Below are 25,982 nucleotides of genomic sequence, written 5' to 3' on the forward strand. Positions count from 1 at the left end.
TGGCAGGCGCCTTGCTTCTCTGAAGCATGGCAGGCGCTTGACATTCCATTATATTAGATTTCCTCTACTAAAATGGAGAATCCTCCCGAGAGAGACATCGACAGGCGCCTCGCGACGCGCCTGAAGTCAGCGCGCCAACGGCGCGATCTGACGCTCGACGTGCTTGCCGAGCGCACCGGCGTCAGCCGCGCGATGATCTCGCGAATCGAACGGGGCGAATCGAGCCCGACCGCGGCGTTGCTGGACCGGCTGACCGCCGGGCTCGGCGTGACCTTGTCATCGCTGTTCCATGAGGAGCGCCATGTCGGCCCGGTCGCGCGCCTGGCCGACCAGCCGGTCTGGCTCGACCCTGGCAGCGGCTATGTGCGGCGCAATGTCTCGCCGTCGGGCATCGGCTCACCTGTCGAAATCGTCGACGTGACGCTGCCCCCCGGAGCACGCGTCCTGCTCGACGGACCGCGCATGCTGCACCGCCTCGACCAGCAGGTCTGGCTGCTCGCCGGAGAGATCGAGCTCAGCTTTGGCGGCGCCAGCCATCGACTGCGGAGCGGCGACTGCATCCACATGCTGCTCGACGGGCCGATCACCTATCACAATCCCGGCTCGGAGCCGGCCCGCTATGCCGTCGTGCTGATGACGGCAGACGGCCTATCCCAGGAAAGACCCCGATGACGACGCAGCTCGTTGATACGGCCTCGATCACGCGTCTCGATGCCACTGGCGCGCGCAACGCCATCCCTGCGCTTACCGGTATCCTTCGGGATTCCGTCGCGAACGGCGCCTCTGTMGGCTTCATGGCGGAGAATACCGAGGCCGATTTCAAGGCCTATTGGACAGGTGTCGCAGCCGGCGTCGAAGCAGGACAGATCCTGCTTCTGGTCGCGCGGCAGGGCGACGAGATCGTCGGCACCGCGCAGGTCCACCCCGCCGGCAAGCCAAACCAGCCGCACCGCGCCGATATTGCCAAGGTCCTGGTGCATTCCTCCGCGCGCCGGCAGGGTATCGGTGAAGCGCTGATGCTGGCAGCGGAGGCCGAGGCGTCGGCGGCCGGACGGACGCTGCTCTGCCTCGACACGGACGAGGCCGGCCCGGCGCGGCGGCTCTATAACCGGCTCGGCTGGACCGAGATCGGCACCATCCCGCGCTATGCGCTGATGCCCGATGGCAGCGATTGCGGCTCGACCTTCTTCTTCAAGTCACTCGCCTAATCCAGCGGATTGGGGCTGACCGGCAGATCGGGCTTGGCCGGTTTGCCGGAGAGTGAGGAAATGATGCGGCGCATGCCGGCGAGCAGTTGCTCCGCCTCCTCCTCAGGGAAGCCGGCCAGCGCCCGCCGGTTGACCTGCCGCGCCTCCGCAAGCGCAGACTGCTCCAGTTCCCGGGCCCGCCCTGTCAGATGAATGATACGGGCGCGGGCATCGGCGGCGTCGGGCCTGCGCTCGATCAGACCGTCGCGCTCCATGCGCGCAAGCGTGCTGGCCATCGTCGCCTGCTCGACATCGAGCCGCTCGACCAGGTGCTTCTGGGTGACGCCATCTTCTCGCCAGAGCTCGAGCAGGACCATGAACTGCGCCGGCGCAAGCCCGAGCGGCCGGATGGATTCAGCCAGGGCCTTGGCGAAAAGCCGCGCCATGTGGTTGGCGAGATAGCCGGCCGAATGAGTCTTGAAGGTCGTCACGATCGCATCCCCCCGCCGGGTCGAGATACCAGTTGAACAGCATACTATGCAATGATATATAGCATGCTATTCAAAATCGGGAGGTGACGATGCCCCAAGGGACCGACCTCATTTTGCAATCCGCGATCGCCCGGCGCATGGGACCGATCACATTGGCACTGGCGGCGCTGTTCAGTGGCGCAGCGATCTACATCCTCGCGGCCGAGCAGCCGGCGCGGCTGTCGCTCGACGACGGGGCGCTTCTGCGGCAATGGCAAGCGGCCATCGGCCCGGCGACGCGGATGCAGGCGACGCTGGTCGTGATCACGACGCTCTGCGCCGGTCTCTCCTGGCGCTCCACCCGTAACCCCGCCTGGCTGGTCGGAATGTTCGCGATCCTGGCCAATCTGCCGTTCACGCTACTGGTCATCGCACCGATCAACACGGAACTGCAGGCCATGGCCGCGGCGCAAGCCAGCGCCGCGAGCCGCCATCTCATTCAGCGCTGGGGCGAGCTTCACGCCATCCGCGCCGGGCTCGGGCTATTCGCCGTCCTCAGCTTCAGCTGGGCGCTGTCGCGGCGTCCGTGAAGCCCTGAGCCTTACTCCGCCTTGCGATAGTAAGGCTCGACCGGCCCCTTGAGCGTGATCGTCATCGGCCGGCCGAAGCGGTCCTTGGCGGCGCCGGCCGCCACCTTGATCCAGCCTTCGCTGACGCAATACTCCTCGACATTGGTCTTCTCAGTGCCCTTGAAGCGGATGCCGATATCCTTCGCCAGCACCTCGGCGTCGTAAAAGGGGCTGTCCGGGTTGACGGAGAGACGATCGGGGAGCGTGTCGGTCATGTCTTTGGCCTTGTGGTCTGGAGCGCACCTGGGTCGCTTTGGCGGCAGAGGTAACGCCAGAATGCGTCGATGCCAAATCGGGATGCTTGAGCGGCCTCCCGGCCACTGCGAAATTCGGGGCCGGCGACGTCATGGAGCGCGGGCTGGCGGTCCACCTGATCGAGCGACAGAGCAGTCTCGGTCCGGGGCAACCCGAAGCGAACGACCTTCACGCCAGCGAGCAGGTCATGGCCCGCTGGCTGGAATCGTTCAGCGGCCGCCGGCCTTCTCGATCAAGGCCGCGACGGCCCGCTGCCCGCGCTGGCGGGCATGGGCCAGCGGCGAGACACCATCCTTGTCGGCCAGACTCGGATCGGCGCCTGCCTCGAGCACAAGCTTTGCAACCTCCTGATGCCGTGGCCCGCCATCGCCCAGGATGACGATCTCGAGCAGGCAGGTCCAACCGAGATCGTTGACGTGGTCCAGGTCGATGCCGCTGCCCAGGAGCAGCTTGACCGTCTCGACATGGGCGCGCTCGCAGGCCGGGATCAGGGCGTTGCCGCCATAGCGGTTGCGGATCGCCAGGTCGGGCTTCAGCGGGATCATCGCAGCGACGATCTCGGCGCGACCGGCGGCACCGGCGAGCAGCCAGGGCGTGTCGCGATTGGCGGCCTGCGCATTGATGTTGGCGCCCGCCGCGAGCAGCGCCTTGGCGATCGCTACATGATTGCCGGCCACAGCGAGCAACAACGGCGAGCGCCCCTGCGCATCGCGAGCCTCGAGATCGGCCCCGGCCGCGATCAGCCGGGAGACCTCGGCAGTCCTGCCGGCGGCGGCCGCGTCGAGGAGGCTCGCCTGTCCGTTCTGCCCCATCGCCGCCATCGCAAAAACTCCAAGCACCAGAATCAGTCCGGCTCGCAAGACGCGCTTCACCGCGCACCATCCAGAAGCCGCCCCACGACCTTGGCGGTATAGTCCACCATCGGCACGATGCGGGCATAGTTCAGCCGTGTCGGGCCGATGATGCCGACAACGCCGACAATGCGCTGCTCGGCATCATGGAAAGGTGCGGCGATCATCGAAGAGCCGGACATCGAGAACAGCTTGTTCTCTGAGCCGATGAAGATGCGCACGCCGTCGCCGGCCTCGGCGCGGGACAGCAAGTCGATCACGTCGGTCTGCGTCTCCAGATCCCCGAAGAGCAGGCGGATACGCTCGAGATCCTCCTGTGCCTTGAGATCCTCCAGCAGATTGGCCTGGCCACGCACGATCAGATGGCGATCGCTGCTCGGACCTGACGAGGTGGCGATGCCGCTCTCGACAAGCTTCGCCGTCAGCGCATCGAGTTCGCGCTCCATGGTGGCGCGATCGTCGGCGATCTCGCGCTGCAGTTCGCTCAGGGTCTTGCCGAGGACACGGGCATTGAGAAAATTCGCAGCCTCCGTCAGGGCCGAGGCGGGCAGACCCGGCGGAAGGGCGAGCAACCGATTCTCGACCGTACCGTCCTCCGCCACGAGCACCACAAGCGCGCGCACCGGCTCCAGCCGGACAAATTCGATATGCTTCAGCCGGGAATTGGCCTTGGTGGTGACCACAACGCCGGCACCACGCGACAGCCCTGACAGCAGTGCAGACGCCTCGGTCAGCGCGCCGTCCAGCGTCCGGGTCGAGGCCGCTGCCCGCATCTGAGCCTCGATGCGGGCGCGTTCGTCGGAGGTCAGGTTGCCGACTTCCATCATGGCGTCGACGAAGAAACGCAATCCGCGTTCGGTCGGCAACCGACCGGCCGAGGTATGCGGCGCGTAGATCAGCCCCGCCATTTCGAGGTCGGTCATGACATTGCGCACAGTTGCCGGCGACAGGGCCACCGGCAGCAGCCGCGCGATGTTGCGCGAGCCGACGGGCTCGCCCGTCGCGAGATAGCCATCGACGATCTGCCGGAAAATCTCACGGGAGCGTTGGTCGGTCTCGACCAGCCCGCCAGGGCTGTCCTGCCGCGTGGGCGCGCTCATGGCGAGGCGAGTATCTGGTTGCACATAGGCTATTGTCCCTTCGGCGCGGCAGCGGATCAAGAGGCAAGCGCTGGCTGCTTGCCTTGCCGCGCCCGGCCCAAACGCCTACAAGCCGCCGAACTCACGAAATCGGGATGTGAACATGCGACCCTCCAAACGCGCGGCCGACGAGATGCGCAAGGTCACGCTGGAACGCGGCGTGGTGCGCTATGCGGAAGGTTCCTGCATGGTCAGCTTCGGCGAGACCAAGGTGCTCTGCGCCGCGACGGTCGAGGAAAAGGGTCCACCATGGCTGCGTGGCACCGGCAAGGGCTGGGTCACGGCCGAGTACTCAATGCTGCCGCGTGCCACGCATGAACGCACACGCCGCGAGGTCACCTCCGGCAAGCCATCGGGCCGCACGCAGGAAATCCAGCGCCTGGTCGGGCGCTCGCTTCGCGCGGTCGTCGACCTGACCGCCATCGGCGAGCGCCAGATCGTGGTCGATTGCGACGTCCTCCAGGCTGATGGCGGCACGCGCACGGCCTCGATCACCGGCGCCTGGGTCGCGCTGCACGACGCGCTGAAATGGATGGAGGGGCGCGGCATGCTCAAGGCATCGAACCCGCTCAAGGATCATGTCGCCGCGATTTCCTGCGGTATCGTCGCCGGCAACCCGGTCATCGATCTCGACTATGTCGAGGATTCCGGCGCGCAGACCGACGCGAACTTCGTCATCACCGGAACAGGCGGCCTGGTCGAAGTGCAGGGCACTGCCGAAGGCGCTCCCTTCTCGGAGGATGAGCTGATGGCCCTGCTCCGGCTCGCCAAGGGCGGCGTCAGCAAGCTGGTCGCGCTGCAGAAGGCGGCGGTGGCCTGATCATGAGCGGACATCGGCTTCTCCAAGGCAAGGTCGTGATTGCGACCCATAACCAGGGCAAGCTGCGCGAAATGCGCGAGCTGATGGCGCCCTATGGCGTCGATCTGGTCTCGGCCGGGGAACTCGGCCTGCCCGAGCCCGAGGAGAATGGCCACATGTTCTCGGAGAATGCCGCGATCAAGGCGGTGGCCTCCGCGCAAGCGAGCGGCCTGCCGGCGATCGCCGATGATTCCGGCCTGTGCATCGATGCGCTCGACGGCGCCCCTGGCCTGTTCTCCGCCAACTGGGCCGGGCCGGGCAAGAACTTTGCCCCGGCGCTCGCCCGCGTCCAGGCCGAGCTCGCCAAGCGCGGCGCAACGACCTCCGACAAGCGTCGGGGTCATTTCGTCTCCGCGCTGGTCATCGCCTGGCCGGACGGACACCAGGAGCTCTTCGAAGGCCGCGTCTACGGCGAGATCATCCATGAGCCGCGCGGCCCTTCAGGCTTCGGTTACGATCCGATTTTCAAGCCGGACGGCCGCACCAAGACCTTTGGCGAAATGTCTTCCGATGAAAAGCACGGCGTGCCGGATGATGGTTCGGAGGCGCTGTCGCATCGCGCCCGCGCCTTCCAGCTCCTCGCCGCAGCCTGCCTGAGGCTGCCCCAGTGAACGCGCCAGCCGCCATCGCCGAGCGTCAGGCGGTCCCGCCGCATCCGACCGCGGATGCCGGTTTCGCGGCCTATGTGCATTGGCCATTCTGCCTGGCCAAGTGCCCCTATTGCGACTTCAACTCGCATGTGCGGCATACGCCGCCCGACCAGCAGCGCTTCATCGAAGCCTTCAGGCGCGAAATCGCGCACCGCGCCCAGCTAGCGCCCGGACGCACCGTCTCCTCGATCTTCTTCGGCGGCGGCACGCCCTCGCTGATGGAGGGCCGCACGGTCGGCGCAATCCTCGACGCGATCGGCGGCGCCTGGGCGGTCGACCCGAATTGCGAAGTCTCGCTCGAAGCAAACCCGACCAGCGTCGAGGCAGGACGCTTCCAGGATTTCCGCGCCGCCGGCGTCAACCGCGTCTCGCTCGGTGTGCAGGCGTTGAACGACGCCGACCTCAAGGCGCTGGGCCGGATGCACTCGACACAGGAAGCGCTCGATGCGGTGGCGATCGCGCGGCGCTATTTCGAGCGCTACTCCTTCGACCTGATCTACGCCCGCTCCGTCGAGCAGACTCCCGCGCTCTGGCGCGAGGAACTCGAACTCGCGATCAGCCATGCTGCCGAGCATCTCTCGCTCTACCAGCTCACCATCGAGCCCGACACCGCCTTCGCGGCCCTGTACAAGGCCGGCAAGTTGAAGGTGCCGGATTATGAGGTCGGCGCCGCACTCTACGAGACGACGCAGGAGATCACGGCAAAGCACGGCCTGCCGGTCTACGAGATCTCGAACCATGCCAGGCCGGGCGCTGAATGCCGGCACAATCTCGTTTACTGGCGCTATGGCGAATATGCCGGCATTGGCCCCGGTGCGCATGGAAGGCTGGTCACAGCAGAGGGCCGGATGGCGCAGTCGACCGAGAAGCGACCGGAAGTCTGGCTCGAGCGCGTCGAGGCCGAAGGGCATGCGCTGGTCGAGAACGAGTGCCTGAACGCCGAGGCGCAAGGCGACGAATATCTGCTGATGGGCCTGCGACTGGTCGAGGGCATCGATCCGGTCACGTTCAGGGCGCTTTCAGGGCGCGAACTGAAGTCTTCCCGCGTCGACAGCCTGATGAAGGAGGGGCTGCTGACACGCAAGCCCGGCGGCAAGCTCGCCGCGACACCGGACGGGGCGCTGGTCCTGGACGCGTTGGTGGCGGATCTGGCGGCCTAGACCTGCCGCCCCCATGCCCGGCCTCGCGCCGGGCATCATTCTGTTTCTGGAACCGAGGATCTGCGCGTCGCAGCGCCCGGAAACCGCGCGCGGGGGCCCTGTTACGTCCTCGGCCCAAGGTCTCGCGGCGCGGCATTGACCGTCACGATCTGGCCGTTGCGCAGTTCGAGAACCGCAAGCCCGCGCTCGATCTGCCCATCCGGGCGGAAACGGAAGACGCCGTCCGCACCGGCAAAGCCCTGCGGGTTGGTCAGAACCGACTCCGAGAAACGCTGGCTTCCCTGCGTCCGCGCCAACGCCGCTGCCAGCGAGACCGCATCATAGGCCAGAGTCGCGGTGCGGGTCGGCGCGCCGTTGAAGCGCTGCTGATAACGGCCCGCAAAGGCATTGAAACCGGCTGTGTCGGGCGATGCGAACCAGCCTCCCTGGATCGCCGGAACGCGCGCGACGCTGGCATCGTTCCAGACACCGGTGCCGAGAGGCTTCACCTTGGCCGGATCGAACCCGGCTTGCTGAAGTGCCAGTCCCAGCGCCGGCATGGTGTCGGCTGCGGCCKGGACGAAGAGCGCGTCCGCCTGCTGCAAGGCCGGCACGAGGCGCTGGACAGCGGTGCGCATGCTGTTCTGGTCGGAGCCGAAACGCTCGATGATGACCGCCCGCGCCCCGCGATTGGCGACGGCCTGCTGGAACGCGGCCTCGACGACCCGGCCATAGGCGGTATCCGGAACCAGCGCGGCAAAGGACTTGCGCCCCTGCGAAGAGGCGTAGGCGATCACGCGATTGACGTCGTTCTCGGGCGGGAAGGAGAGCAGATAGACGCCGCGCGAAGCGACATTGCTATCGCTGGAGAAAGCCATGATCGGGCGGTTGGCGCCGCGCGCCACTTGAGCGGCAGCCTGCACCGAGGGTGCAAAGAGCGGCCCGATGATCAGTTCAGCACCTTCACGCAGCGCTTCCTGGGCCGCGGCCTGAGCGCCTTCCGGCGACCCGCGATCATCCTTGACCAGCAGCGTGAGGTCGGCGCCCGGGAATTCGGCAAGCGCCATCTCGGCAGCGTTCTTCAGGGAGTTGCCGACGACCGCGCCCTGCCCTTCCGCAGTCAGGGGAAGCACGAGGCCGACTTTGACCTTGCCGGTGCCGATGGTCTGGCCGGTGGGCGCCTGAGCCTCGCCGCCCGGGGCCGCGGAACCGCCGTCAAAACCTGGCAGGCCGGACGTACCGCCGCTGCAGGCCGCGAGCCCAAGCGAAACACCGAGGGCCAGAGCCGCCAGACGCAACCTCGAGACCGGAAGGGGGAGCCGTTGGAGCAGCACGGGATCATCTCCAGTCGAGAACGGGGAACGCGGTCATTGCKACCGTATCCAGCTTGCAGTCCCCCGACCGTGGAGAACTCCTGCCAGTGCGACATGGTATTTTCAAGTTGTTAACTCTGTCTTGCCGCATTTGAAACGAGGCGCAGCTGCATGCGGCCGTGGCATAAGGACCGCGGCTGTGGCAGCTTGCGGACATGTCCGCTCCGTCCTCCGCCCCGCCTGCCTCTGCCCCGCGTGCATCGCAGCGCGCCCCCAGCTACACGGCCTTCGGGCTCCGCGCCGAAGCGGAGACGCTGGCGCCGGGCCTGCACATCGTCGCAACCCCGATCGGCAATCTGCGCGACATCTCGTTTCGCGCCCTGGCGACGCTTGCCGCCGCCGATGCCGTGCTCGCCGAGGACACGCGCACCAGCAAGACGCTGCTGGCACATTACGGAATCTCGACACCGCTCCTGCCCTATCACGAGCACAATGCCGCGCAGATGCGGCCGAAGATCCTGGCCAAGCTGCGGGAGGGCGGGCGGCTTGCCCTGATCTCCGACGCGGGCACGCCGCTGGTGTCGGACCCCGGCTACAAGCTGGTCGCCGATGTCGTCGCCGAAGGCCTGCCGGTCACCGGCATTCCCGGCCCCTCAGCCGTTCTGGCGGCGCTGGTGCTTGCCGGCCTGCCGACAGACCGGTTCTTCTTCGAAGGTTTCCTGCCGCCGAAATCGGCCGCGCGGCGCGGGCGACTGACCGAGCTGGCGGTCATTCCAGGCACCCTCGTCTTCTTCGAATCGCCGCGCCGCCTCGCCGAGATGCTCGCCGATGCCGGCGCAGTGCTGGGCGCAAGGCCGGCAGCGGTCGCCCGCGAACTGACCAAGTACCACGAAACCGTACAACGCGGGACGCTTGCTGAACTCGCCGCCCATTACGGCGAGGAGGAAGAAGCACGCGGCGAGATCGTCGTGATCATCGGTCCACCCGGAGCCGAGGCTCTGCTTCCAGCGGGAGATGTCATCGATGAGCGCCTGCGCGAGGCCATGGCGCGGCTCTCGCTCAAGGAGGCGGTCGCGCAGGTCGCCGCCGAGACGGGGCAGCCGCGCCGCAAGATTTATGCGCGCGCCCTCGAACTGACCCGCGAGCCTTGAGAGCCAGGGCTCGCAGCCAGAAGGCCAGACGAGCCGGAACGACCGGCCAGCGCGGCGAGCTGCTGGCGATCCTCTGGCTTGCCGCGAAGGGTTACCGGCCCCTCGCCCGGCGCTTCGGCGGCAAGGGCGGCGAGATCGACCTCATCGTGAAGCGCGGACGCACCATCGCCTTCGTCGAGGTCAAGGCCCGGGGCCTGCTCGACGATGCGCTGACCGCGATCACTCCGGAGAAACGCCGGCTGATCGAGGCCCGCATCCGGCAATGGCTCTCGCGCAATGCCTGGGCGATGGACCATCATTTGCGAGCCGATGCCGTCTTCGTCGCGCCCTGGCGTCGGCCGCGCCATGTGCCCGGCGCCTTCGAGCTGATCCTGTGACGCGCAGCCTGCCCCTTGCACAGGCATGGGGCCTGGGCCGATATGAGGCCGCGCAACAGGAACCTTGCCCATGACCCTTGCCGTCGCCATCCAGATGGACCCCATCGAACGCGTCAGGATCGCCGGCGATACCGGCTTCGCCTTGATGCTGGAGGCGCAGCGGCGCGGACACACGCTCCACACCTATACGCCGGACCAGCTTTCGATGCGGGACGGCAAGGTCACCGCGCCGATCAGGCCGGTCGAAGTGCGTGACGTCGACGGAGATCACTTCACCCTCGGAACCGAGGAACGCACCAATCTCTCGACGCTCGATGTCGTGCTGCTGCGGCAGGACCCGCCGTTCGACATGGCCTACATCACCTCCACGCATATGCTGGAGCGCATCCATCCGAAGACGCTGGTCGTCAACGATCCCGCGCAGGTACGCAACGCGCCCGAGAAGATCCTGGTCACGCATTTCCCCGAACTGATGCCGCCGACCCTGATCACCCGMGACAGGGCCGAGATCGAAGCATTTCGCGAAGAGTTCGGCGAGATCGTGATGAAGCCGCTTTACGGCCATGGCGGCGCGACCGTGTTCAAGACCGGGAAGGGCGACCCCAATTTCGGCTCGCTGTTCGATCTCTTCTCCGGGATCTTCAAGGAGGCCTGGGTGGTCCAGCGCTTCATGAAGGAGGTCAGCGCCGGCGACAAACGCATCCTGCTGGTGGACGGCAAGGCGGCAGGCGCGGTCAACCGGGTCCCGGCCGATGGTGACCTGCGCGCCAATATGGTGCGCGGCGGCGCCGCCGCTCCGACGGATCTCTCCAAGCGCGAGCTCGAGATCTGCGAGGCGATTGGTCCGACGCTGCGCGAGCGAGGCCTGATCCTGGTGGGAATCGACGTGATCGGCAACTACCTGACCGAGATCAACGTCACGGCGCCGACGGGCGTGCGCGCCGTCAAGAAGCTGGGCGGGCCCGATATCGCCGCCCAGGTCTGGGACGCGATCGAGGCGAAGGTGAGAAGCCGAGGCTAGGGCCCTCACCGCATCGGGTCAGGCTCCGGCCTGTCCCGGCCGACAGCGCAGCATCGGGGCTGAAGGCTCAGGCGCTCCTGGCGACCGCCGTCCCGTTCAACGGATTGGCGGCATCCCAGTCGTAGCGCATCGTATCGAAGCGCATCGTCATCGCGTCGACGAGCAGGAGCTTGCCGACCAGCGGCTCCCCGAAGCCGGTGATTGCGCGAATCACCTCCAGCGCCATCAGCGAGCCCATCACGCCGGCGAGCGCGCCAAGCACACCGGCTTCGGCACAGGGTGCKACCGTGCCAGGCGGCGGCGGATTGGGAAAGAGGCAGCGATAGGTCGGGTTCGGCCGCCCGTCCGGCCGCTTCTCATGCGGGCGCAGCGTGGTCAGCGACCCATCGAAGCGGCCAAGGGCCGCGGTGACCAGCGGCTTCTTCTCGTAGAAGCAGGCATCGGCGACGGCGTAACGCGTCTCGAAATTGTCGGTGCCGTCGGCGATCACGTCGTAGAAGGCAACCATGGCGCGGGCGTTGTGCGGGTCGATGCGGGTGACATGCTCCTCGACCGCGACATGCGGGTTGAGCCGCTTGATGAAGCCGGCAGCCGCAACCGCCTTGTTCGCGCCGAGGTCGGCAGTGCTGAAGATCGTCTGGCGCTGCAGGTTGGAAAGCGAGACATGATCGGCGTCGACGATACCGATCATGCCGACACCCGCGGCGGCAAGATACTGGATCAGCGGCGCGCCAAGCCCGCCCGCGCCGATCACGAGTACGCTGGTGGATTTGAGTTTGGCCTGCCCCGGACCGCCGATCTCCGGCAGCACCAGATGGCGCGCATAGCGTTCGATCTCGTCACCGTGCAGGCTCATGCATCAGAGTTAAGCCGAACCGCTGGATTGGGCAATCGTGGCGTTGGCGGGGCCAAGGGAAATGGCCTGCAGCCCGGCTTGGCCGGGCGAGGAAGCCGTGCCATCGTGCGCACAGGCAGGGGCGGAGAAACCGCGCCGCGCGTTCACAGGGGAAGCACATATGCGGGTCAGATCTCTTGCGCTGGCGCTAGCGGGCGTCGCCTTTTCGGCTCTCGCCGCCATGGCGCAAACCGCAATCAAGCCGGCGGTCGTTTATGACAAGGGCGGCAAATTCGACAAATCCTTCAACGAAGCCGCCTTCATCGGCGCCGAGAAATTCAAGAAGGAAACCGGTGTCGAGTTCCGCGATTTCGAGCCGACCAACGAGGCGCAGATCGAGMAGGCCCTGCGGCGCTTCGCACGCGACGGCCATTCCCCGATCATCGCGGTCGGCTTCAGCCAGGCGACCGCCCTGCAAAAGGTGGCAGCCGAATTCCCCGACCTGAAATTCACGATCATCGACATGGTTGTCGACCTGCCGAACGTACAGTCGGTCGTGTTCAAGGAGCATGAGGGCTCCTATCTCGTCGGCCTGCTCGCCGGGATGGCATCCAAGAGCGGCAAGGTCGGGTTCGTCGGCGGCATGGATATCCCGCTGATCCGGAAATTCGCCTGCGGCTATGTCCAGGGCGTCAAGGCGGCGAAGAAGGATGGCGAGGTCTTCCAGAACATGACGGGCTCGACGCCCTCCGCCTGGAACGACCCGGTGAAGGGCGGCGAGCTTGCCAAGTCGCAGATCGACCGCGGCGCCGACGTGATCTACCACGCAGCCGGCGGCACCGGCATCGGCGTGCTGCGCGCGGCGGCGGATGCCGGCAAGCTCGGCATCGGCGTCGATTCCAACCAGAACGCCCTGCAGCCGGGCAAGGTGCTGACCTCGATGCTGAAGCGCGTCGATGTCGCGACCTACGCCTCCTTCAAGGCAGCCCGCGAAGGCAGCTGGAAGCCGGGCATCTCCGTGCTCGGGCTGAAGGAGGACGGCGTCGCCTGGGCGCTCGACGATGCCAACCGGGCCTTGATCACGCCCGAGATGAAAGCCGCCGCCGACAAGGCGCGCGATGACATCATCGCCGGCACGGTGAAGGTGCACGACTACATGTCGGACTCTAAGTGCACGATGTGAGGAACGGGCGCATGCCGCCCTCTCCTTCTCGGGGAGGGCGGCGCTTCGGGGCMGCATCCGGATGAAGATCACCATTCTTGGCTCCGGCGACGCCTTCGGATCGGGCGGGCGTTTCAACACCTGCCTGCTCGTCGAGGCCGTCGGCGAGCGCATGTTGCTCGACTGCGGCTCGTCGAGCATGGTCGCGCTGAACAAGGCGAACATCGCGCGCAACCCGATCTCGAGCCTACTGTTCACGCATTTCCACGGCGACCATTTCGGCGCGCTGCCGGCCTTTCTGCTCGATGCGCAATTCGTCTCGCGCCGGAACGAGCCCCTGACCATCGCAGGACCGGCCGGCATCGAACACCGAGCGTGGCATGCGCTGGAGGCCGATTTCCCCGGCGCCTCGGCCAATCCCTGGCGCTTCCCGATCCGTTTCGTCGAGGTGACGCCGGATGCACCGGCAATGTTGGCCGGGCTCGCGATCACCGCCTTCCCGATGGTGCATGACGAGCGCGCCGGCCCTTGCCAGGGCTATCGACTGGCACGCGACGGCAAGGTCTTTGCCTTTTCCGGCGATACGGCCTGGAGCGATGAGCTGATCTCCTTGGCCGCCGGAGCCGATGTGCTGCTTGTCGAGTGCTACAATTACGACCGGCCGCTGGCCAACCATCTCGACTACCAGACACTCGCGGCACGGCGCGGCGATCTCGCGACCCCGCGCATCGTGCTGACCCATATGGGGCCGGGCATGCTGGCCCATGACGGCCCTTTGCCGGAAGAGCGGGCCCATGACGGCATGGTGATCGTGCCATGAGCGTTCCCGCCATCGAACTKATCGCGATCAGCAAGCGCTTCGGCCCGGTCCTGGCCAATAAGGACGTCTCGCTTTCCATCGCCGCCGGCTCGATCCACGGCATCGTCGGCGAAAACGGAGCCGGCAAATCGACGCTGATGTCGATCCTCTACGGTTTCTATGAGGCCGATTCCGGCGAGATCAGGGTCGCAGGCCAGCCCTTGCGTATTCGCAGACCGGCGGATGCGATCGCGGCCGGCATCGGCATGGTGCATCAGCATTTCATGCTGGTCGAACCACTCAGCGTCCTCGAGAACGTCGTGCTCGGCGCGGAGGGCGGCAAGCTGCTCAAGGGCGGCATCGCCAGGGCACGGGCCGAGCTTGCGCGCCTCTCTCGGGATTATGGCCTCGCCATCGACCMGGACGCCATCGTCGGCGATCTCTCCGTCGGCCTTCAGCAGCGCGTCGAAATCCTGAAGGCGCTCTATCGCGGCGCCGAGATCCTGATCCTCGACGAACCCACCGCCGTACTGACCCCGTCGGAAGCCGACCAGCTCTTTGCGCTGCTGCGATCACTGAAGGCGCAGGGCAAGACGGTGATCCTGATCACCCACAAGCTGCGCGAGGTCATGGATGTGACCGACACCGTCTCGGTGATGCGCCGGGGTGAGATGATCGCGCATGTCGAAACCGCCCGGACCTCGCCTCCCGAGCTTGCCGAGGCGATGGTCGGACGGCGCGTGCTGCTGCGGGTGGAGAAGACGGCGCATCCGCGCGGGGCCCCCGTTCTGGAGGCTGCCGGCCTCGGTTTCTGCGACGAGCGTGGTTGCGAGAAGCTCAGCGATGTCAGCCTGACGCTGCATGCCGGCGAGATCGTCGGTATCGCCGGCGTCGCCGGCAATGGCCAGAGCGAATTGCTCGAGGTGCTTGCCGGCCTGCTCCAGCCCTCGCGCGGCGTCATCCGGCTCGACGGCGAGATCCTCAACGCCGGCGACCGCACGCCCGCCAATCTGCGCGAACTCGGGGTGATGCATATTCCCGAGGATCGGCACAGGATGGGACTGGTCACCGCCTTTCCCGCGGCCGAGAACAGCATCCTCGGCTACCAGGACGACCCGGCCTTCGGACCAGGCCCCTTCCTCTCACCGACCAGGATTGCGGCGCACGCGTTCGCCGGCATGACGGCCTACGATGTGCGCCCGGCAGACCCCTCCCTGAAGGCCGCGAAATTCTCGGGCGGCAATCAGCAGAAGATCGTGCTGGCCCGCGAGATCGAGCGCGCACCAAAGGTCCTGCTCGTCGGCCAGCCGACACGCGGCGTCGATATCGGTGCGATCGAGTTCATCCATCGCCGCCTGATTGCGCTGCGCGATGCCGGAGTGGCGATCCTGCTTGTTTCGGTCGAGCTCGAGGAGGTGATGGCGTTGTCCGACAGGATCCTGGCCATGTGCGGCGGCCGGATCACCGGCGAGCGAGCGGCCGAGGCCACCAATGAGCGCGATCTCGGCCTGCTGATGGCCGGTGTGAACCAGGAAGCCGCATGAGCGCCACGCCGATCGACCTGCCCCGCTGGGCCGATGCCGGGCTGGTTCCGCTGGTCAGCGTCACCGCAGCGCTCCTTGTCGCCGGACTGGTGGTGCTCGGCATTGGCGAGAGCCCCCTGGAGGCCACGGCCCTGCTGCTGAAGGGAGCGCTGGGCAGCATCGAGGGATTGGGTTTCACGCTCTACTACACCACGAATTTCATCTTCACGGGCCTCGCCGTCGCCGTCGCCTTCCATGCCGGGCTGTTCAACATCGGCGGCGAGGGCCAGGCGACCATCGCCGGCATCTTCCTCGCGCTGGCTTGCCTCTGGCTCGCGCCGCTGCCCGGCATCCTGCTGGTGCCGCTCGCCATCCTGGCGGGAGCGGCAGGAGGCGCGCTCTATGGTTTCATCCCCGGCTGGCTGCAGGCGACGCGCGGCAGCCATGTCGTCATCACCACGATCATGTTCAATTTCCTGGCGGCGACGCTGAGCGTCTATCTGCTCGTCAACGTGATGGGGAAACCTGGTTCGATGCAGGCCGAAACCCCGGAATTCGCCGGGCACGCCGTGTTGACGCCGATGCACCAGTTGCTCGCGCCGCTCGGGATCAAGCTGCCGGCGACCCCGCTCAACACCGCTTTCCTGCTCGCGCTCGCCGCGCTCGTCGCAATCTGGGCACTGATCTATCGCTCGCGCCTCGGTTACGCGATCCGCACCGTCGGCGCCAATCCGCGCGCTGCCGCCTATGCCGGCATTTCGCCCGCCCGGATGACCATGGTCGCGATGGCGCTCTCCGGCGCCCTGGCTGGCGGGCTCGCGGTCAACGAGGCGATGGGCGTGCAGCACCGCCTCCTGATCGATTTCACGGCCGGCTACGGTTTCGTCGGCATCGCCGTCGGATTGATGGGGCGCGGCCACCCGATCGGCGTCGCGCTCTCAGCCTTCCTGTTCGGCGTGCTCTATCAGGGCGGAGCGGAACTCTCCTTCGACAAGCCGACCATTACGCGGGACATGGTMGTCGTGATCGGCGGCGTGGTCATCCTCTTTGCCGGGGCGCTCGACGGGCTCTTTCGCAAGCTCGTCGCCAACGCCCTCCGACTCGGCCGGGTGGCCTAGCCATGGACTGGCTCACGACCATCGCCGTCATCCTCGATTCCACGATCCGACTGTCGATTCCGCTGCTCTGCGCGGCACTCGCCGGACTATGGTCCGAACGCTCCGGCGTCGTCGATATCGGGCTGGAAGGGAAGATGCTGATCGCGGCCTTCGCCTCGGCCGTCGCAGCCTTCGTGACCGGCTCCGCCTGGGCGGGGCTCGGCGCCGGCATCCTGGCCTCGGTCCTGCTCTCGCTCGTCCACGGCTTCGCAGCGATCACCTGGCGCGGCAACCAGATCGTCTCCGGCGTCGCCATCAACATGCTGGCGGCGGGCGTCACCGTGGTGCTCGGCAATGCCTGGTATGGACAGGGAGGACGAACCCCGCCGCTCGAAGGGGCGGCGCGCTTCGGCGATCTCACCCTGCCCTTCGCCAGGGCCATGCGCGAACACGTCCCCGTCCTCGGCCTTCTCTACGACGAGGTCATCTCCGGCCATGGGGCGCCGGTCTATCTCGCCATCCTCGCGGTTCCGATCACTGCCTTCGTGCTGAAGCGCACACGCTTCGGCCTGCAGCTGCGCGCCGTMGGCGAGAACCCGGCAGCCGTCGATACCGCGGGCATCTCGGTCGCCGGGCTGCGCTATGGCGCGGTGGTGATCTGCGGCGTGCTTTGCGGGCTGGGCGGCACCTATCTCGCCGTTTCGCAATCGGCCGGTTTCCTGCCGCAAATGACGGCGGGAAAGGGCTTCATCGCGCTCGCCGCCGTGATCTTTGCGAATTGGCGTCCCTGGCCGGCGCTGGGGGCCTGCCTGCTCTTCGGGCTGCTCGATGCCATCGCGATCCGGCTGCAGGGCGTGCTGCTCCCGGGTATCGGGCAGGTTCCCGTCCAGGCGATCCAGGCCCTGCCCTATCTTCTCACCGTCATCCTGCTTGCTGGTTTCATCGGCAAGGCCGTGCCACCGAAGGCGTCGGGCCTGCCCTATGTGAAGGAGCGTTGATGAGCGAGTCTGCGCCCAATTTCGACGCCCTCTTCGCCACGGCCAGGCGCGCGCAGGTCCGGGCCTATGCGCCCTATTCCGCATTCCGGGTCGGCGCCGCCATCCTCGATGACAACGGCGCGATCCATTCCGGCTGCAATGTCGAGAACGCCTCCTATCCCGTCGGGCTCTGCGCCGAGGCCGGCGCCATCTCCGCGATGATCGCGGCGGGCGGACGGGCGATCCATGCCGTTCTGGTCCTTGGCGACGGCGAGGAACTGGTTACCCCGTGCGGTGCCTGCCGTCAGCGCATTCGCGAGTTCGCTGCCCCGGAAACACCCATCGCGATTGCGGGCCCCGATGGCGTGCGTGCCCGGTTTTCGCTCGCGGAGCTGTTGCCAGCCTCGTTCGGACCGGCCAATTTGCGCATCTGATTTGCGCAGGCCCGCGCGCATCCGCGCGCAGGCCGACCCCGATACCGAGGCATTGGAATGGCGGCTGACCCGAGTTTCGACAAGGCAGCGGGAACGCTGATCGACCGCGGCGTCGACGGTGGGATCGACTGCGCCTTCGTTCTCGGCACCGGGCTCGGCCGCATCGTCGACGATGTGGTCGACCCGGTCGTCATTCCGTTCGCGGAGATCCCGGGATTCCCGCAGGGCCATGTCTCGGGCCATGCCCGGGCCGTCTGCTATGGCACTCTGCACGGCAAGCGCGTCCTGATCTTCCAGGGGCGGGCGCATTTCTACGAAACCGGAGATCCTGCGGTGATGCGCGTGCCGATCGGCATGCTGACAGCCTTCGGCTCGCCGCCACTGGTCCTGACCAATGCATCGGGCTCGCTGAAGCCGGACCTGCGGCCCGGCGGTCTCGCCCTGATTACCGACCACATCAATCTCAACGCGCCGAACCCGCTGATCGGCGACACCGGCGATGGGCGTTTCGTGCCGATGGTCGATGCCTATGATCCGCATCTGCGGGCACGCCTGAAGAAGGCGGCGGCCGCTTCAGGGGTCAATATGGGCGAAGGCGTCTATATGTGGTTCTCGGGGCCGAGCTTCGAGACGCCGGCCGAGATCAGGATGGCGAAGATGCTCGGCGCCGATCTCGTCGGCATGTCGACCGTACCGGAGGTCATCATCGCGCGCCGGCATGGCATTCGCGTCGCCGGTATCTCGGTGATCACCAATATGGGCGCGGGTGTTCTTGGCGGCGCGCCGAGCCACGGGGAGACCCGTGACGTTGCGGCGGCCGCGTCGACGGGCCTGCGCCGCCTGTTCCGCTCTTTCCTGGCGGAGCTCTAGGGATGGCCGATCTTGAAGCCGCGGCCCGTGCACTGAGTCTCCTCGACCTGACCGATCTCTCGGACCAGGCGAGCGAGGCCGGCACCCTGCAACTTTGCGCGCGCGCCGTCGCTGCGCCTGGCCCCGTTGCCGCCGTCTGCATCTGGCCGCGCTTCGTCGAGATTGCGCGCAAGGCGCTGCGCCATTCGACCGTGAAGATCGCGACCGTGGTCAATTTCCCGGCCGGGGGCAGCAACTGCACGCTGGTTGCCGGAGATGTCGCGGAAGCACTGGGGGACGGCGCCGATGAGATCGACCTCGTCCTGCCCTGGCGCGCCTTCCTCGATGGCGACAGCGACATTGCCCGCGAGATGGTTGCGAGCGCCAAGGACCAGTGTGGCGACAGGCTGCTGAAGGTCATCCTTGAAACCGGCGAATACCCTGATCTCCACGCGGTGAAACGAGCCTCAATGCTCGCGATTTCGGCCGGGGCCGACTTCATCAAGACCTCGACCGGCAAGACCGCCCATTCCGCCAGCCTGCCGGCGGTCGAGACCATGCTGGCCGTCATCAGGGCAGCCGGACGACCGGTCGGCATCAAGCCCTCCGGCGGCATCAAGACGCTTCCCGACGCAAACGCCTATCTTGCGCTGGCCGACAAGGCGATGGGACCAGATTGGGCGAAGCCCTCCACCTTCCGCATCGGCGCCAGCGGCCTGCACCAGGTCCTCGTCGACATCATCGAGGGCAAGACCGCCGGCGAACGGATCGACGGGGCCTATTGATGCGACTGCCTCAGGAGATCATTGCCGCCAAGCGCGATGGCGGCACGCTTCCCAGCGAGGATATCCGCCAGATCGTCGCCGGGCTGACCGACGGTTCCGTCAGCGAGGGCCAGGCCGCCGCATTTGCCATGGCCGTATTCTTCCGCGACATGAACGCCGAGGAACGCGTTGCCCTGACGCTCGCCATGCGCGATTCCGGCACGGTCCTGAACTGGGACGACCTGCCCGGCCCCGCACTCGACAAACACTCGACCGGCGGCGTCGGCGACACGGTCAGCCTGCCTCTGGCTGCGGTCGTCGCGGCCTGCGGTGGCTATGTGCCGATGATTTCGGGACGTGGCCTCGGCCATACCGGCGGCACGCTCGACAAGCTCGATGCCGTGCCGGGATATGTGACGCAACCGGATATCGCGCTGTTCCGCAAGGTGGTGCGCGAAACCGGCTGCGCCATCATCGGCCAGACCGCGGATCTCGCCCCTGCCGACAAGCGCCTCTATGCCATCCGCGACGTGACCGCGACGGTCGAGACGATCCCGCTGCTGGTGTCCTCGATCCTGTCGAAGAAGCTCGCCGCAGGCCTGCACGGCCTGGCCATGGACGTGAAATTCGGCTCCGGCGCCTTCCTGCCCGACTTCAACAAGGCGCATGACCTCGCAGAGGCACTCGTCGGCGTCGCCAATGGCGCCGGCCTGCCGACAACCGCGCTGATGACAGACATGGCCGAGCCGCTCGCGTCGGCTGCCGGCAACACGCTCGAAGTCGCCTATGCTCTCGACCACCTGACCGGACGCCGGCGCGAACCGCGCTTCCACGAAGTGACCGTGGCACTGGCCGCCGAGATGCTGCTGCTCGGCAAGCTTGCGCATAACCTCGACGAAGCCCGGGCGAAGATCGAGGCAGCTTTCAGCAGCGGCGCCGCCGCGGAGCGTTTCGCCGAAATGGTGGTCGCGCTTGGTGGCCCGGCCGACCTGCTGGAGAAGCCGACAAAGCATCTCGCGCCCGCCGCGGTCATCCGGGCGGCCTATCCGGCCTCGAGCGGAGTCGTGCGCACCGTCGACACGCGCGGCGTCGGGCTTGCCGTGGTGGCGCTCGGCGGTGGGAGGACGCGCCCGCAGGACGCGATCGACCATGCTGTCGGTCTCGTCGAACTGGCAGGGCTTGGCCAGGATGTCGGGCCGGAACGGCCGCTCGCAATCATCCATGCCCGCGACGAGGCCAGCTTCACCGCGGCCGAGGCCCGGCTGCGGCGGGCCTACACACTCGGCGAGGACGCGGCCGGACACGGTCCGCTGATCGCGCAACGCATCACGGAGACTTCAGGATCATGAGTCTGCTTCTGGCAATGACCGGTTGGCATATCGAGGATTGGCGGGGGCGTTTTGCCGCCCTGCTGCCGGAACTCCCGGTCGTCACGCTCGGCGAGCCCTTCGACCGCCGCGCCGTGCATTACGTCGCGAGCTGGAAGCATCCCGAGGGAAGCCTCGCGGGCCTGCCCAATCTCGCAGCGATCTTCTCGCTCGGCGCCGGCGTTGACCACATCTTCGCCGATAGCCGCCTGCCGCCGGTGCCGATCGCCCGCGTGGTCGATCCTGATCTGACGACGCGCATGAGCGAGTACATCGTACTGCACTGCCTGATGCATCTGCGCCAGCAGCGCCGCTACGACCGTCAGCAACTCGCCAAATCCTGGGAAGACGATCGCAACCAGCCGGCGGCCCGCTCCGTGCGTGTCGGCGTCATGGGGCTCGGCGAGCTTGGGCTCGACGCGGTGCGAAAACTGCAGGTCCTCGGCTTCGACGTCGCCGGCTGGAGCCGTTCGCCGAAGAGCGTCGACGGGCTTGTCACCTTCGCCGGGGAAGACGGCATGGCAGCGTTCCTCGCTCGCACCGACATCCTGGTCAGTCTGCTGCCGCTGACACCGGATACGCGCGAGGTCATCAATGCAAAGCTGCTCGGCGGTCTCGCGCAGGGCGGGCGGCTCGGCGGACCGTTCCTGATCAATGCCGGTCGCGGCGGCCTGCAGGTCGAGACCGATATCCTGTCCGCGCTCGAAACCGGCACGCTGAGGGGGGCGACACTGGACGTGTTCCAGACCGAGCCATTGCCGGCCGATTCCCCGCTCTGGAGCCATCCGGCCGTGACCGTGACACCGCATAATGCCGCGATGTCAGACCCGGAGGCGATCGCGACCCTGATCGCGGCGCAGATCCGGCGGCTGCAGGCCGGCGAAGCGCTGGAGCACGTCGTCGATCCCGCCCGAGGTTACTGAGCGGCCTGCCGCTCCGTCACGCAAGCGTCACGGCACCGTCGTTGTGCTGAGATGCTGCACGGCCAAGCCGGCGCGGTCTTCTTCCCCGCGCCGGAGTGACCCATGCGCCTTGCCCTCGCCGCAGCCCTGCTGCTGTCCTCGACCATGCTCGCCGGTGCGCAGGACGCGCCGAAGGAATTCCCCGCCAAGCTCGTCGGCCATGCCCTCCTGCCGGCCAACACCATCATCCCGGCCCCGGCCGATGCGCCGGCTGACCTCAAGGTCTCCGGCAAGTTCGTCCAGCCCGGCAAACGCGTCGGGGCCGTCGGCACCGTGATGGGTACGTCGGGCGGCCGCCCGACCGGGCTGTCCACGCCATTTGCCGGTCAGCCGGTGCAGGGCTTCTCCGGCATCCGCTCGCTCGGCAATGGCGAGTTCCTGGTGCTGACCGATAACGGCTTCGGCTCCAAGGTGAACTCGCCCGACGCGATGTTGTTCTTCCATCGCCTCAAGGCCGATTTCAACGGCGGCAAGATCGAACGTCTCGCGACCACCTTCCTGCATGATCCCGGCAAGAAGGTGCCGTTCCGCATCGTCCACGAGGGCACCGAGAAGCGCTATCTGACCGGCGCCGATTTCGATCCCGAATCCATCCAGCCAATCGGCGGCAAGTTCTGGATCGGTGAGGAATTCGGACCCTACCTGATCCGCGTCGACGCCGACGGCAAGGTCGAGGCGGTGTTCGAGACCACGGTCGACGGCAAGCCGGCGCGCTCGCCCGACCATTACGCCGTGACGACGCCCGGCGCCCCGAACCTGCCCGTCGAGTTCAATGTGCGCCGCTCCAAGGGCTATGAGGGCATGGCGGCCTCGCCGGACGGGCGCTTTCTTTACCCGCTGCTCGAAGGCCCGCTCTGGAACGCCGAGACCAAGGGCAATGAGGAAGTCGACGGCAAGGAAGTGCTGCGCATCCTCGAATTCGACGTGCAGAACGAGAAGTGGACCGGCCGCTCCTGGTTCTTCCCGCTCGAGCAGAAGGGGCTCGCCATCGGCGATTTCAACATGATCGACGCCACCACCGCCTTGATCATCGAGCGTGACAATGGCGAAGGCACTGCCGACAAGGGCTGCGCGGCCGGCCAGAAGGGCCCGGACTGCTTCCATGACCTCGCCAAGTTCAAGCGGATCGTGAAGATCGAGATGACCGACGCCAATGTCGGCAAGTCGGTGCGCAAGATCGGCTTCATCGACCTGATGAAGATCGCCGACCCGGACAAGAAGGCGAAGCAGGGTGCCATCGACGGCGTGCTGCCTTTCCCCTTCTTCACCATCGAGAACGTCGATGTCGTCGACCGCGCCAATGGCATCATCGTCGTCGGCAACGACAACAACCTGCCCTTCTCCTCGTCGCGCGACCCGAAGAAGGCCGATGACAACGAACTCGTGCTGCTCTCGGTCAAGGACCTGCTCGCCGCCAAGTGAGCGAGACGGCCMAGCTTGCAACGACTAAGTCGTAGCMAAGTAAGCCTGTCCCGGCGCGCAGCACTCGCAACATCATGGCCGGCCTCGCGCCGGCCATTCTCGTTTCGATCCGGCGAGCTTGAACAGCTGTTCTGGCAACACCACATTTTCCTTAGCAGGCGCCTTCGGGCGCTAGGCATGGTGGTTTGGATGATCGTCACTGATGGAGGTGATCATGTTGACCGCGAATACGGAAGGCAAACGGCCGCAGGACTTGTGCAATCTTCTCCTCGCCGCGTGCCTGTTCATCTCTCCCTGGATCATGCGTTTTACGGGCGACATGATGGCCGCCCGCAACGCCTGGATCATCGGCATCGTGCTCGCCCTTGTGGCGGTCGCGGCGCTCTCGATGTTCAAGGAATGGGAGGAATGGGTGAACCTGGTGCTCGGCGTCTGGCTGATGGCAGCTCCCTGGGTGCTCGGCTTTACCGGCAACTTCAACGCGTTCTGGACCCACACGATCCTCGGCGTGCTGACGGCTGCCGTCTCGGCCTGGGCTGTCTGGGACTACCGGCACGAGCCGCACGCGACGGCCTGAACGGGTCGCGACACCGCGCGATCTCCTGACCCGCCGCTGCGAGGCGGCGGGTTCTCGTGGCCTTCGCTACGCCTGGCCGCGCAGCGCGCCCGGCCCCGGAGTGGCGCCCGCGGGACATTTCCCTGAGATGATCATCGCCAGCACCTCGTCCTGCGTCACATCGCTGGTGCGGGCAGTACCGACAACCCGGCCGTTCTTCATCACGCTGAGCCGGTCGGCGAGATCGAAGACGTCATGCAGGTCATGACTGATCAGGAAGATGCCGATTCCCTGACGCTTCAGTTCAAGGATGAGATCGGCAACCTGTTTCGTCTCCGCAGGCCCGAGCGCTGCCGTCGGCTCGTCCATGATCAGAACCCGGGCGTTGAAGTAAATCGCGCGCGCGATCGCAACCGACTGACGCTGGCCGCCCGAGAGCGCTTTGACCGGCTCCTTGAAGCGCCGGAAATGCGGATTGAGCCGTCCCATCACCTTGCGCGTTTCGGATTCCATCGCGGAATCATCCAGCGTGTGCCAGGGCGTCAGCAGCTCCCGTCCGAGGAAGATATTGGCTGCGGCGTCGACATTGTCGGCCAAAGCCAGGGTCTGGTAGATCGTCTCGATGCCGTAGCGCTTGGCGTCACGCGGATTGGCAATCGCAGCCGGCTCACCGCTGATGCGGATCTCGCCGGCATCGGCCTGGTAGGCTCCCGACAGGATCTTGATCAACGTCGATTTGCCGGCACCGTTGTGACCGAGCAGGCCGACAACCTCGCCGGCCTTGAGGTCGACACTGACAGTGTCGACCGCCTTGATGCCACCGAAGGCGATCGAGATGTCGCGCATCTCGACGAGCGGTGGGGTCTCGATGTCCCGGGCCGTGGCGAGGCTCATGACGTCCCTCCTCCCTCAGCTCAGCTTGCGACGGTAGAGCCCGTCGAGCCAGACGGCCACGACCAGCACCACGCCGACGACGATGTTCTGCAGCGGCGTATCGACGCCGATCAGCACCATGCCCGATTGCAACGACTGCATCACCAGCGCGCCCAGCATCGCACCCGCGATGGTGCCGACGCCACCGGCAAGCGATGTGCCGCCGATCACCGCCGCCGCAATGACATAGAGCTCGTCGAGGGCTCCGGCCGAATTCGTCGCGGCATTGAGGCGGGCCGTGGAGATGCAGGCGGATATGCCGACAAGCACCCCCATCAACCCGAAGACCAGGGTCAGCACCTTGCGGGTGTTGACGCCGGAAAGCTGCGCTGCCTCGGGATTACCGCCGATCGCGAAGACATAGCGGCCGAACCGCAGCCGCTTGGTCAAGAAGCTCATCACGATGCCGACCGCCAGCGCCAACAGCACGGGAACCGCAAGGCCATGGCCGATGGTCAGCCCGCCCTCCGGCCAGACGAGGCCTCTGGCCTCGACCAGGCGGCGCGCAACGCCGGCCGGCAGAGGATAGGCATTGGCGACCATCACGGTGCCGAGCACGGCGCCGCAGCCAAGCGCGGCAATGGCGCCTTCAGCCCAGATCGGCCGCAGGCCGAAACCGAAGCGCCGCCGCCGGCGGCGGGCAAGCACGATCCCGGCAAGGATCAAGGCGCAGATCACCAGACCGATCGCCCAGGATGCACCCGTGCCGATCGCGCCTTCGATGCCGCCACCAAGGGGGCGGAAACGCGTGTCCATCGGCGCGATGGTCTGGCCCTGCGTCACCCACCAGGCTGCGCCACGCCAGACAAGAAGGCCACCGAGCGTGACGATGAAGGAGGGGATGGCGAGATAGGCTATCAACGCACCCTGGAACAGGCCGAGGACGCCGCCGAGCGCAACGGAAACCAGGATGCTGATGAACCATGTGGCGGGATGCTCGAAGCCAAGCAGCTCCGGCAGCAGTCGCGCCTGGACCAGCCCGACCACCATGCCGACGAAGCCGAGCATCGAACCGACCGAGAGGTCGATATTGCGCGTCACGATGACAAGCACCATGCCGCAGGCCATGACGGCGATCGATGCCGTCTGGACCAGCAGATTCCAAAGATTTCGCGGAGTCAGGAAGGCTCCGTCGGAAAGCCAGTTGAAGCCGAGCCAGATCACCCCAAGCGCGGCGACCATGCCGATCATGCGCGGATCGAACTCGATCTCGCGCATGTGGTCGGCCACGCTCCTTGCGCCTGGCCCCGGCACCTTCTCA

The 25,982-nt window shown here is 66.7% G+C and carries 29 protein-coding genes; 21 read left to right on the top strand and 8 right to left on the bottom strand.

Annotated features, from left to right (window positions below):
* The first annotated feature begins 72 nt into the window (after positions 1–72).
* A complete protein-coding gene (locus AC1DIO_RS11240; protein WP_441506305.1) occupies positions 73–672 on the top strand; it encodes a helix-turn-helix domain-containing protein in 600 nt (199 codons plus the stop codon).
* Positions 669–1,208 carry a GNAT family N-acetyltransferase gene (locus AC1DIO_RS11245; protein WP_441506306.1) on the top strand — a complete coding sequence of 180 codons (540 nt, stop codon included), beginning with the start codon at positions 669–671 and terminating at the stop codon, positions 1,206–1,208. Before AC1DIO_RS11240 ends, AC1DIO_RS11245 begins: the two co-directional genes overlap by 4 nt.
* Here AC1DIO_RS11245 and AC1DIO_RS11250 read toward each other — a convergent pair.
* Positions 1,205–1,678, bottom strand: a complete 474-nt coding sequence (locus AC1DIO_RS11250; RefSeq protein ID WP_441506307.1) for a MarR family winged helix-turn-helix transcriptional regulator — start codon at positions 1,676–1,678, stop codon at positions 1,205–1,207. The genes AC1DIO_RS11245 and AC1DIO_RS11250 overlap by 4 nt on opposite strands.
* Before the next feature lie 89 nt (positions 1,679–1,767).
* Here AC1DIO_RS11250 and AC1DIO_RS11255 point away from each other — a divergent pair, with 89 nt between their 5' ends.
* Positions 1,768–2,247: an anthrone oxygenase family protein gene (locus tag AC1DIO_RS11255; protein WP_441506308.1), complete on the top strand. Its 480-nt coding sequence runs from the start codon at positions 1,768–1,770 to the stop codon at positions 2,245–2,247.
* A gap of 11 nt (positions 2,248–2,258) precedes the next feature.
* On the opposite strand, the gene AC1DIO_RS11260 is transcribed toward AC1DIO_RS11255, so the two are convergent.
* The 3 genes from AC1DIO_RS11260 to hrcA all read right to left on the bottom strand — a co-directional run bounded on the left by AC1DIO_RS11260 (position 2,259) and on the right by hrcA (position 4,492).
* Positions 2,259–2,501, bottom strand: coding sequence for a DUF3297 family protein (locus AC1DIO_RS11260; protein ID WP_069877953.1), 243 nt, complete (start codon positions 2,499–2,501; stop codon positions 2,259–2,261).
* A gap of 249 nt (positions 2,502–2,750) precedes the next feature.
* Positions 2,751–3,413: an ankyrin repeat domain-containing protein gene (locus tag AC1DIO_RS11265; protein ID WP_441506309.1), complete on the bottom strand. Its 663-nt coding sequence runs from the start codon at positions 3,411–3,413 to the stop codon at positions 2,751–2,753.
* Positions 3,410–4,492 (bottom strand): heat-inducible transcriptional repressor HrcA, encoded by a 1,083-nt coding sequence (gene hrcA / locus AC1DIO_RS11270; protein ID WP_441490437.1) that lies wholly within the window; start codon positions 4,490–4,492, stop codon positions 3,410–3,412. Before hrcA ends, AC1DIO_RS11265 begins: the two co-directional genes overlap by 4 nt.
* A 142-nt stretch (positions 4,493–4,634) precedes the next feature.
* On the opposite strand from hrcA, the gene rph reads away from it, so the two are divergent.
* Genes rph through hemW form a run of 3 tightly spaced genes read left to right on the top strand, consistent with a single transcriptional unit; the run spans position 4,635 to position 7,200 of the window.
* On the top strand, positions 4,635–5,351 hold the full coding sequence (gene rph / locus AC1DIO_RS11275) for a ribonuclease PH (protein ID WP_069877955.1): 717 nt from the start codon (positions 4,635–4,637) through the stop codon (positions 5,349–5,351).
* Between the two features lie 2 nt (positions 5,352–5,353).
* Complete coding sequence (gene rdgB, locus AC1DIO_RS11280) at positions 5,354–6,001, top strand: RdgB/HAM1 family non-canonical purine NTP pyrophosphatase (protein ID WP_476776741.1); 648 nt, start codon at positions 5,354–5,356, stop codon at positions 5,999–6,001.
* Positions 5,998–7,200 carry a radical SAM family heme chaperone HemW gene (gene hemW, locus AC1DIO_RS11285; RefSeq protein WP_441506311.1) on the top strand — a complete coding sequence of 401 codons (1,203 nt, stop codon included), beginning with the start codon at positions 5,998–6,000 and terminating at the stop codon, positions 7,198–7,200. Before rdgB ends, hemW begins: the two co-directional genes overlap by 4 nt.
* A 101-nt stretch (positions 7,201–7,301) precedes the next feature.
* Here the strand turns inward: hemW and AC1DIO_RS11290 are convergent, their stop codons facing one another.
* Positions 7,302–8,513, bottom strand: coding sequence for a penicillin-binding protein activator (locus tag AC1DIO_RS11290; protein WP_476853410.1), 1,212 nt, complete (start codon positions 8,511–8,513; stop codon positions 7,302–7,304).
* Positions 8,514–8,707: 194 nt separating this feature from the next.
* Here AC1DIO_RS11290 and rsmI point away from each other — a divergent pair, with 194 nt between their 5' ends.
* The 3 genes from rsmI to gshB all read left to right on the top strand — a co-directional run bounded on the left by rsmI (position 8,708) and on the right by gshB (position 11,041).
* Positions 8,708–9,643, top strand: a complete 936-nt coding sequence (rsmI, locus tag AC1DIO_RS11295; RefSeq protein ID WP_441490441.1) for a 16S rRNA (cytidine(1402)-2'-O)-methyltransferase — start codon at positions 8,708–8,710, stop codon at positions 9,641–9,643.
* A complete protein-coding gene (locus tag AC1DIO_RS11300; protein ID WP_069877958.1) occupies positions 9,640–10,020 on the top strand; it encodes a YraN family protein in 381 nt (126 codons plus the stop codon). The genes rsmI and AC1DIO_RS11300 overlap by 4 nt, the downstream gene beginning before the upstream one ends.
* 70 nt (positions 10,021–10,090) lie before the next feature.
* Positions 10,091–11,041, top strand: a complete 951-nt coding sequence (gene gshB / locus AC1DIO_RS11305) for a glutathione synthase (protein ID WP_441506313.1) — start codon at positions 10,091–10,093, stop codon at positions 11,039–11,041.
* Positions 11,042–11,108: 67 nt separating this feature from the next.
* Here the strand turns inward: gshB and AC1DIO_RS11310 are convergent, their stop codons facing one another.
* Entirely contained in the window at positions 11,109–11,897 is a 789-nt protein-coding gene (locus AC1DIO_RS11310) for a HesA/MoeB/ThiF family protein (protein WP_113518359.1), read from the bottom strand.
* A gap of 160 nt (positions 11,898–12,057) precedes the next feature.
* Here AC1DIO_RS11310 and AC1DIO_RS11315 point away from each other — a divergent pair, with 160 nt between their 5' ends.
* From AC1DIO_RS11315 to AC1DIO_RS11370, 12 genes are all read left to right on the top strand, one after another.
* On the top strand, positions 12,058–13,059 hold the full coding sequence (locus AC1DIO_RS11315) for a BMP family lipoprotein (RefSeq protein ID WP_476853411.1): 1,002 nt from the start codon (positions 12,058–12,060) through the stop codon (positions 13,057–13,059).
* Positions 13,060–13,120: 61 nt separating this feature from the next.
* A complete protein-coding gene (locus AC1DIO_RS11320; RefSeq protein ID WP_441506314.1) occupies positions 13,121–13,858 on the top strand; it encodes an MBL fold metallo-hydrolase in 738 nt (245 codons plus the stop codon).
* Positions 13,855–15,381 (top strand): ABC transporter ATP-binding protein, encoded by a 1,527-nt coding sequence (locus AC1DIO_RS11325; protein ID WP_476853412.1) that lies wholly within the window; start codon positions 13,855–13,857, stop codon positions 15,379–15,381. Before AC1DIO_RS11320 ends, AC1DIO_RS11325 begins: the two co-directional genes overlap by 4 nt.
* The gene (locus tag AC1DIO_RS11330) at positions 15,378–16,478 is read left to right on the top strand and encodes an ABC transporter permease (protein WP_441506316.1); all 1,101 of its coding nucleotides are present in this window, start codon (positions 15,378–15,380) and stop codon (positions 16,476–16,478) included. The genes AC1DIO_RS11325 and AC1DIO_RS11330 overlap by 4 nt, the downstream gene beginning before the upstream one ends.
* A 2-nt stretch (positions 16,479–16,480) precedes the next feature.
* A complete protein-coding gene (locus AC1DIO_RS11335) occupies positions 16,481–17,455 on the top strand; it encodes an ABC transporter permease (RefSeq protein WP_476853413.1) in 975 nt (324 codons plus the stop codon).
* Positions 17,455–17,868: a cytidine deaminase gene (locus tag AC1DIO_RS11340; RefSeq protein ID WP_441506318.1), complete on the top strand. Its 414-nt coding sequence runs from the start codon at positions 17,455–17,457 to the stop codon at positions 17,866–17,868. The genes AC1DIO_RS11335 and AC1DIO_RS11340 overlap by 1 nt, the downstream gene beginning before the upstream one ends.
* A 57-nt stretch (positions 17,869–17,925) precedes the next feature.
* Positions 17,926–18,738 carry a purine-nucleoside phosphorylase gene (locus AC1DIO_RS11345; protein ID WP_476776745.1) on the top strand — a complete coding sequence of 271 codons (813 nt, stop codon included), beginning with the start codon at positions 17,926–17,928 and terminating at the stop codon, positions 18,736–18,738.
* Between the two features lie 2 nt (positions 18,739–18,740).
* The gene (gene deoC / locus AC1DIO_RS11350; protein ID WP_476776746.1) at positions 18,741–19,502 is read left to right on the top strand and encodes a deoxyribose-phosphate aldolase; all 762 of its coding nucleotides are present in this window, start codon (positions 18,741–18,743) and stop codon (positions 19,500–19,502) included.
* Positions 19,502–20,830 carry a thymidine phosphorylase gene (gene deoA / locus AC1DIO_RS11355; protein ID WP_476776747.1) on the top strand — a complete coding sequence of 443 codons (1,329 nt, stop codon included), beginning with the start codon at positions 19,502–19,504 and terminating at the stop codon, positions 20,828–20,830. Before deoC ends, deoA begins: the two co-directional genes overlap by 1 nt.
* Positions 20,827–21,771 (top strand): 2-hydroxyacid dehydrogenase, encoded by a 945-nt coding sequence (locus tag AC1DIO_RS11360; RefSeq protein WP_476776748.1) that lies wholly within the window; start codon positions 20,827–20,829, stop codon positions 21,769–21,771. Before deoA ends, AC1DIO_RS11360 begins: the two co-directional genes overlap by 4 nt.
* Positions 21,772–21,873: 102 nt before the next feature.
* Complete coding sequence (locus AC1DIO_RS11365; protein ID WP_476776749.1) at positions 21,874–23,232, top strand: esterase-like activity of phytase family protein; 1,359 nt, start codon at positions 21,874–21,876, stop codon at positions 23,230–23,232.
* Positions 23,233–23,446: 214 nt separating this feature from the next.
* Positions 23,447–23,809, top strand: coding sequence for an SPW repeat protein (locus AC1DIO_RS11370; RefSeq protein ID WP_441506323.1), 363 nt, complete (start codon positions 23,447–23,449; stop codon positions 23,807–23,809).
* Between the two features lie 66 nt (positions 23,810–23,875).
* Here AC1DIO_RS11370 and AC1DIO_RS11375 read toward each other — a convergent pair whose 3' ends face one another.
* Positions 23,876–24,682 carry an ATP-binding cassette domain-containing protein gene (locus AC1DIO_RS11375; protein WP_441506324.1) on the bottom strand — a complete coding sequence of 269 codons (807 nt, stop codon included), beginning with the start codon at positions 24,680–24,682 and terminating at the stop codon, positions 23,876–23,878.
* A 15-nt stretch (positions 24,683–24,697) separates the two neighbouring features.
* Positions 24,698–25,939, bottom strand: coding sequence for a sugar ABC transporter permease (locus tag AC1DIO_RS11380; protein ID WP_441506423.1), 1,242 nt, complete (start codon positions 25,937–25,939; stop codon positions 24,698–24,700).
* Between the last annotated feature and the right edge of the window lie 43 nt (positions 25,940–25,982).

The organism is Allobosea sp. 05T439 (assembly GCF_056396005.1).

Bases quoted from the DNA above. Each gene is read 5' to 3' on its own strand.
- AC1DIO_RS11240 (WP_441506305.1), top strand. From the start codon at position 73: ATGGAGAATCCTCCCGAGAGAGACATCGACAGGCGCCTCGCGACGCGC.
- AC1DIO_RS11255 (WP_441506308.1), top strand. From the start codon at position 1,768: ATGCCCCAAGGGACCGACCTCATTTTGCAATCCGCGATCGCCCGGCGC.
- AC1DIO_RS11260 (WP_069877953.1), bottom strand. From the start codon at position 2,501: ATGACCGACACGCTCCCCGATCGTCTCTCCGTCAACCCGGACAGCCCC.
- hrcA (WP_441490437.1), bottom strand. From the start codon at position 4,492: ATGAGCGCGCCCACGCGGCAGGACAGCCCTGGCGGGCTGGTCGAGACC.
- rph (WP_069877955.1), top strand. From the start codon at position 4,635: ATGCGACCCTCCAAACGCGCGGCCGACGAGATGCGCAAGGTCACGCTG.
- rdgB (WP_476776741.1), top strand. From the start codon at position 5,354: ATGAGCGGACATCGGCTTCTCCAAGGCAAGGTCGTGATTGCGACCCAT.
- rsmI (WP_441490441.1), top strand. From the start codon at position 8,708: ATGTCCGCTCCGTCCTCCGCCCCGCCTGCCTCTGCCCCGCGTGCATCG.
- AC1DIO_RS11320 (WP_441506314.1), top strand. From the start codon at position 13,121: ATGAAGATCACCATTCTTGGCTCCGGCGACGCCTTCGGATCGGGCGGG.
- AC1DIO_RS11340 (WP_441506318.1), top strand. From the start codon at position 17,455: ATGAGCGAGTCTGCGCCCAATTTCGACGCCCTCTTCGCCACGGCCAGG.
- AC1DIO_RS11345 (WP_476776745.1), top strand. From the start codon at position 17,926: ATGGCGGCTGACCCGAGTTTCGACAAGGCAGCGGGAACGCTGATCGAC.
- deoC (WP_476776746.1), top strand. From the start codon at position 18,741: ATGGCCGATCTTGAAGCCGCGGCCCGTGCACTGAGTCTCCTCGACCTG.
- deoA (WP_476776747.1), top strand. From the start codon at position 19,502: ATGCGACTGCCTCAGGAGATCATTGCCGCCAAGCGCGATGGCGGCACG.
- AC1DIO_RS11360 (WP_476776748.1), top strand. From the start codon at position 20,827: ATGAGTCTGCTTCTGGCAATGACCGGTTGGCATATCGAGGATTGGCGG.
- AC1DIO_RS11365 (WP_476776749.1), top strand. From the start codon at position 21,874: ATGCGCCTTGCCCTCGCCGCAGCCCTGCTGCTGTCCTCGACCATGCTC.
- AC1DIO_RS11370 (WP_441506323.1), top strand. From the start codon at position 23,447: ATGTTGACCGCGAATACGGAAGGCAAACGGCCGCAGGACTTGTGCAAT.
- AC1DIO_RS11375 (WP_441506324.1), bottom strand. From the start codon at position 24,682: ATGAGCCTCGCCACGGCCCGGGACATCGAGACCCCACCGCTCGTCGAG.
- AC1DIO_RS11380 (WP_441506423.1), bottom strand. From the start codon at position 25,939: ATGCGCGAGATCGAGTTCGATCCGCGCATGATCGGCATGGTCGCCGCG.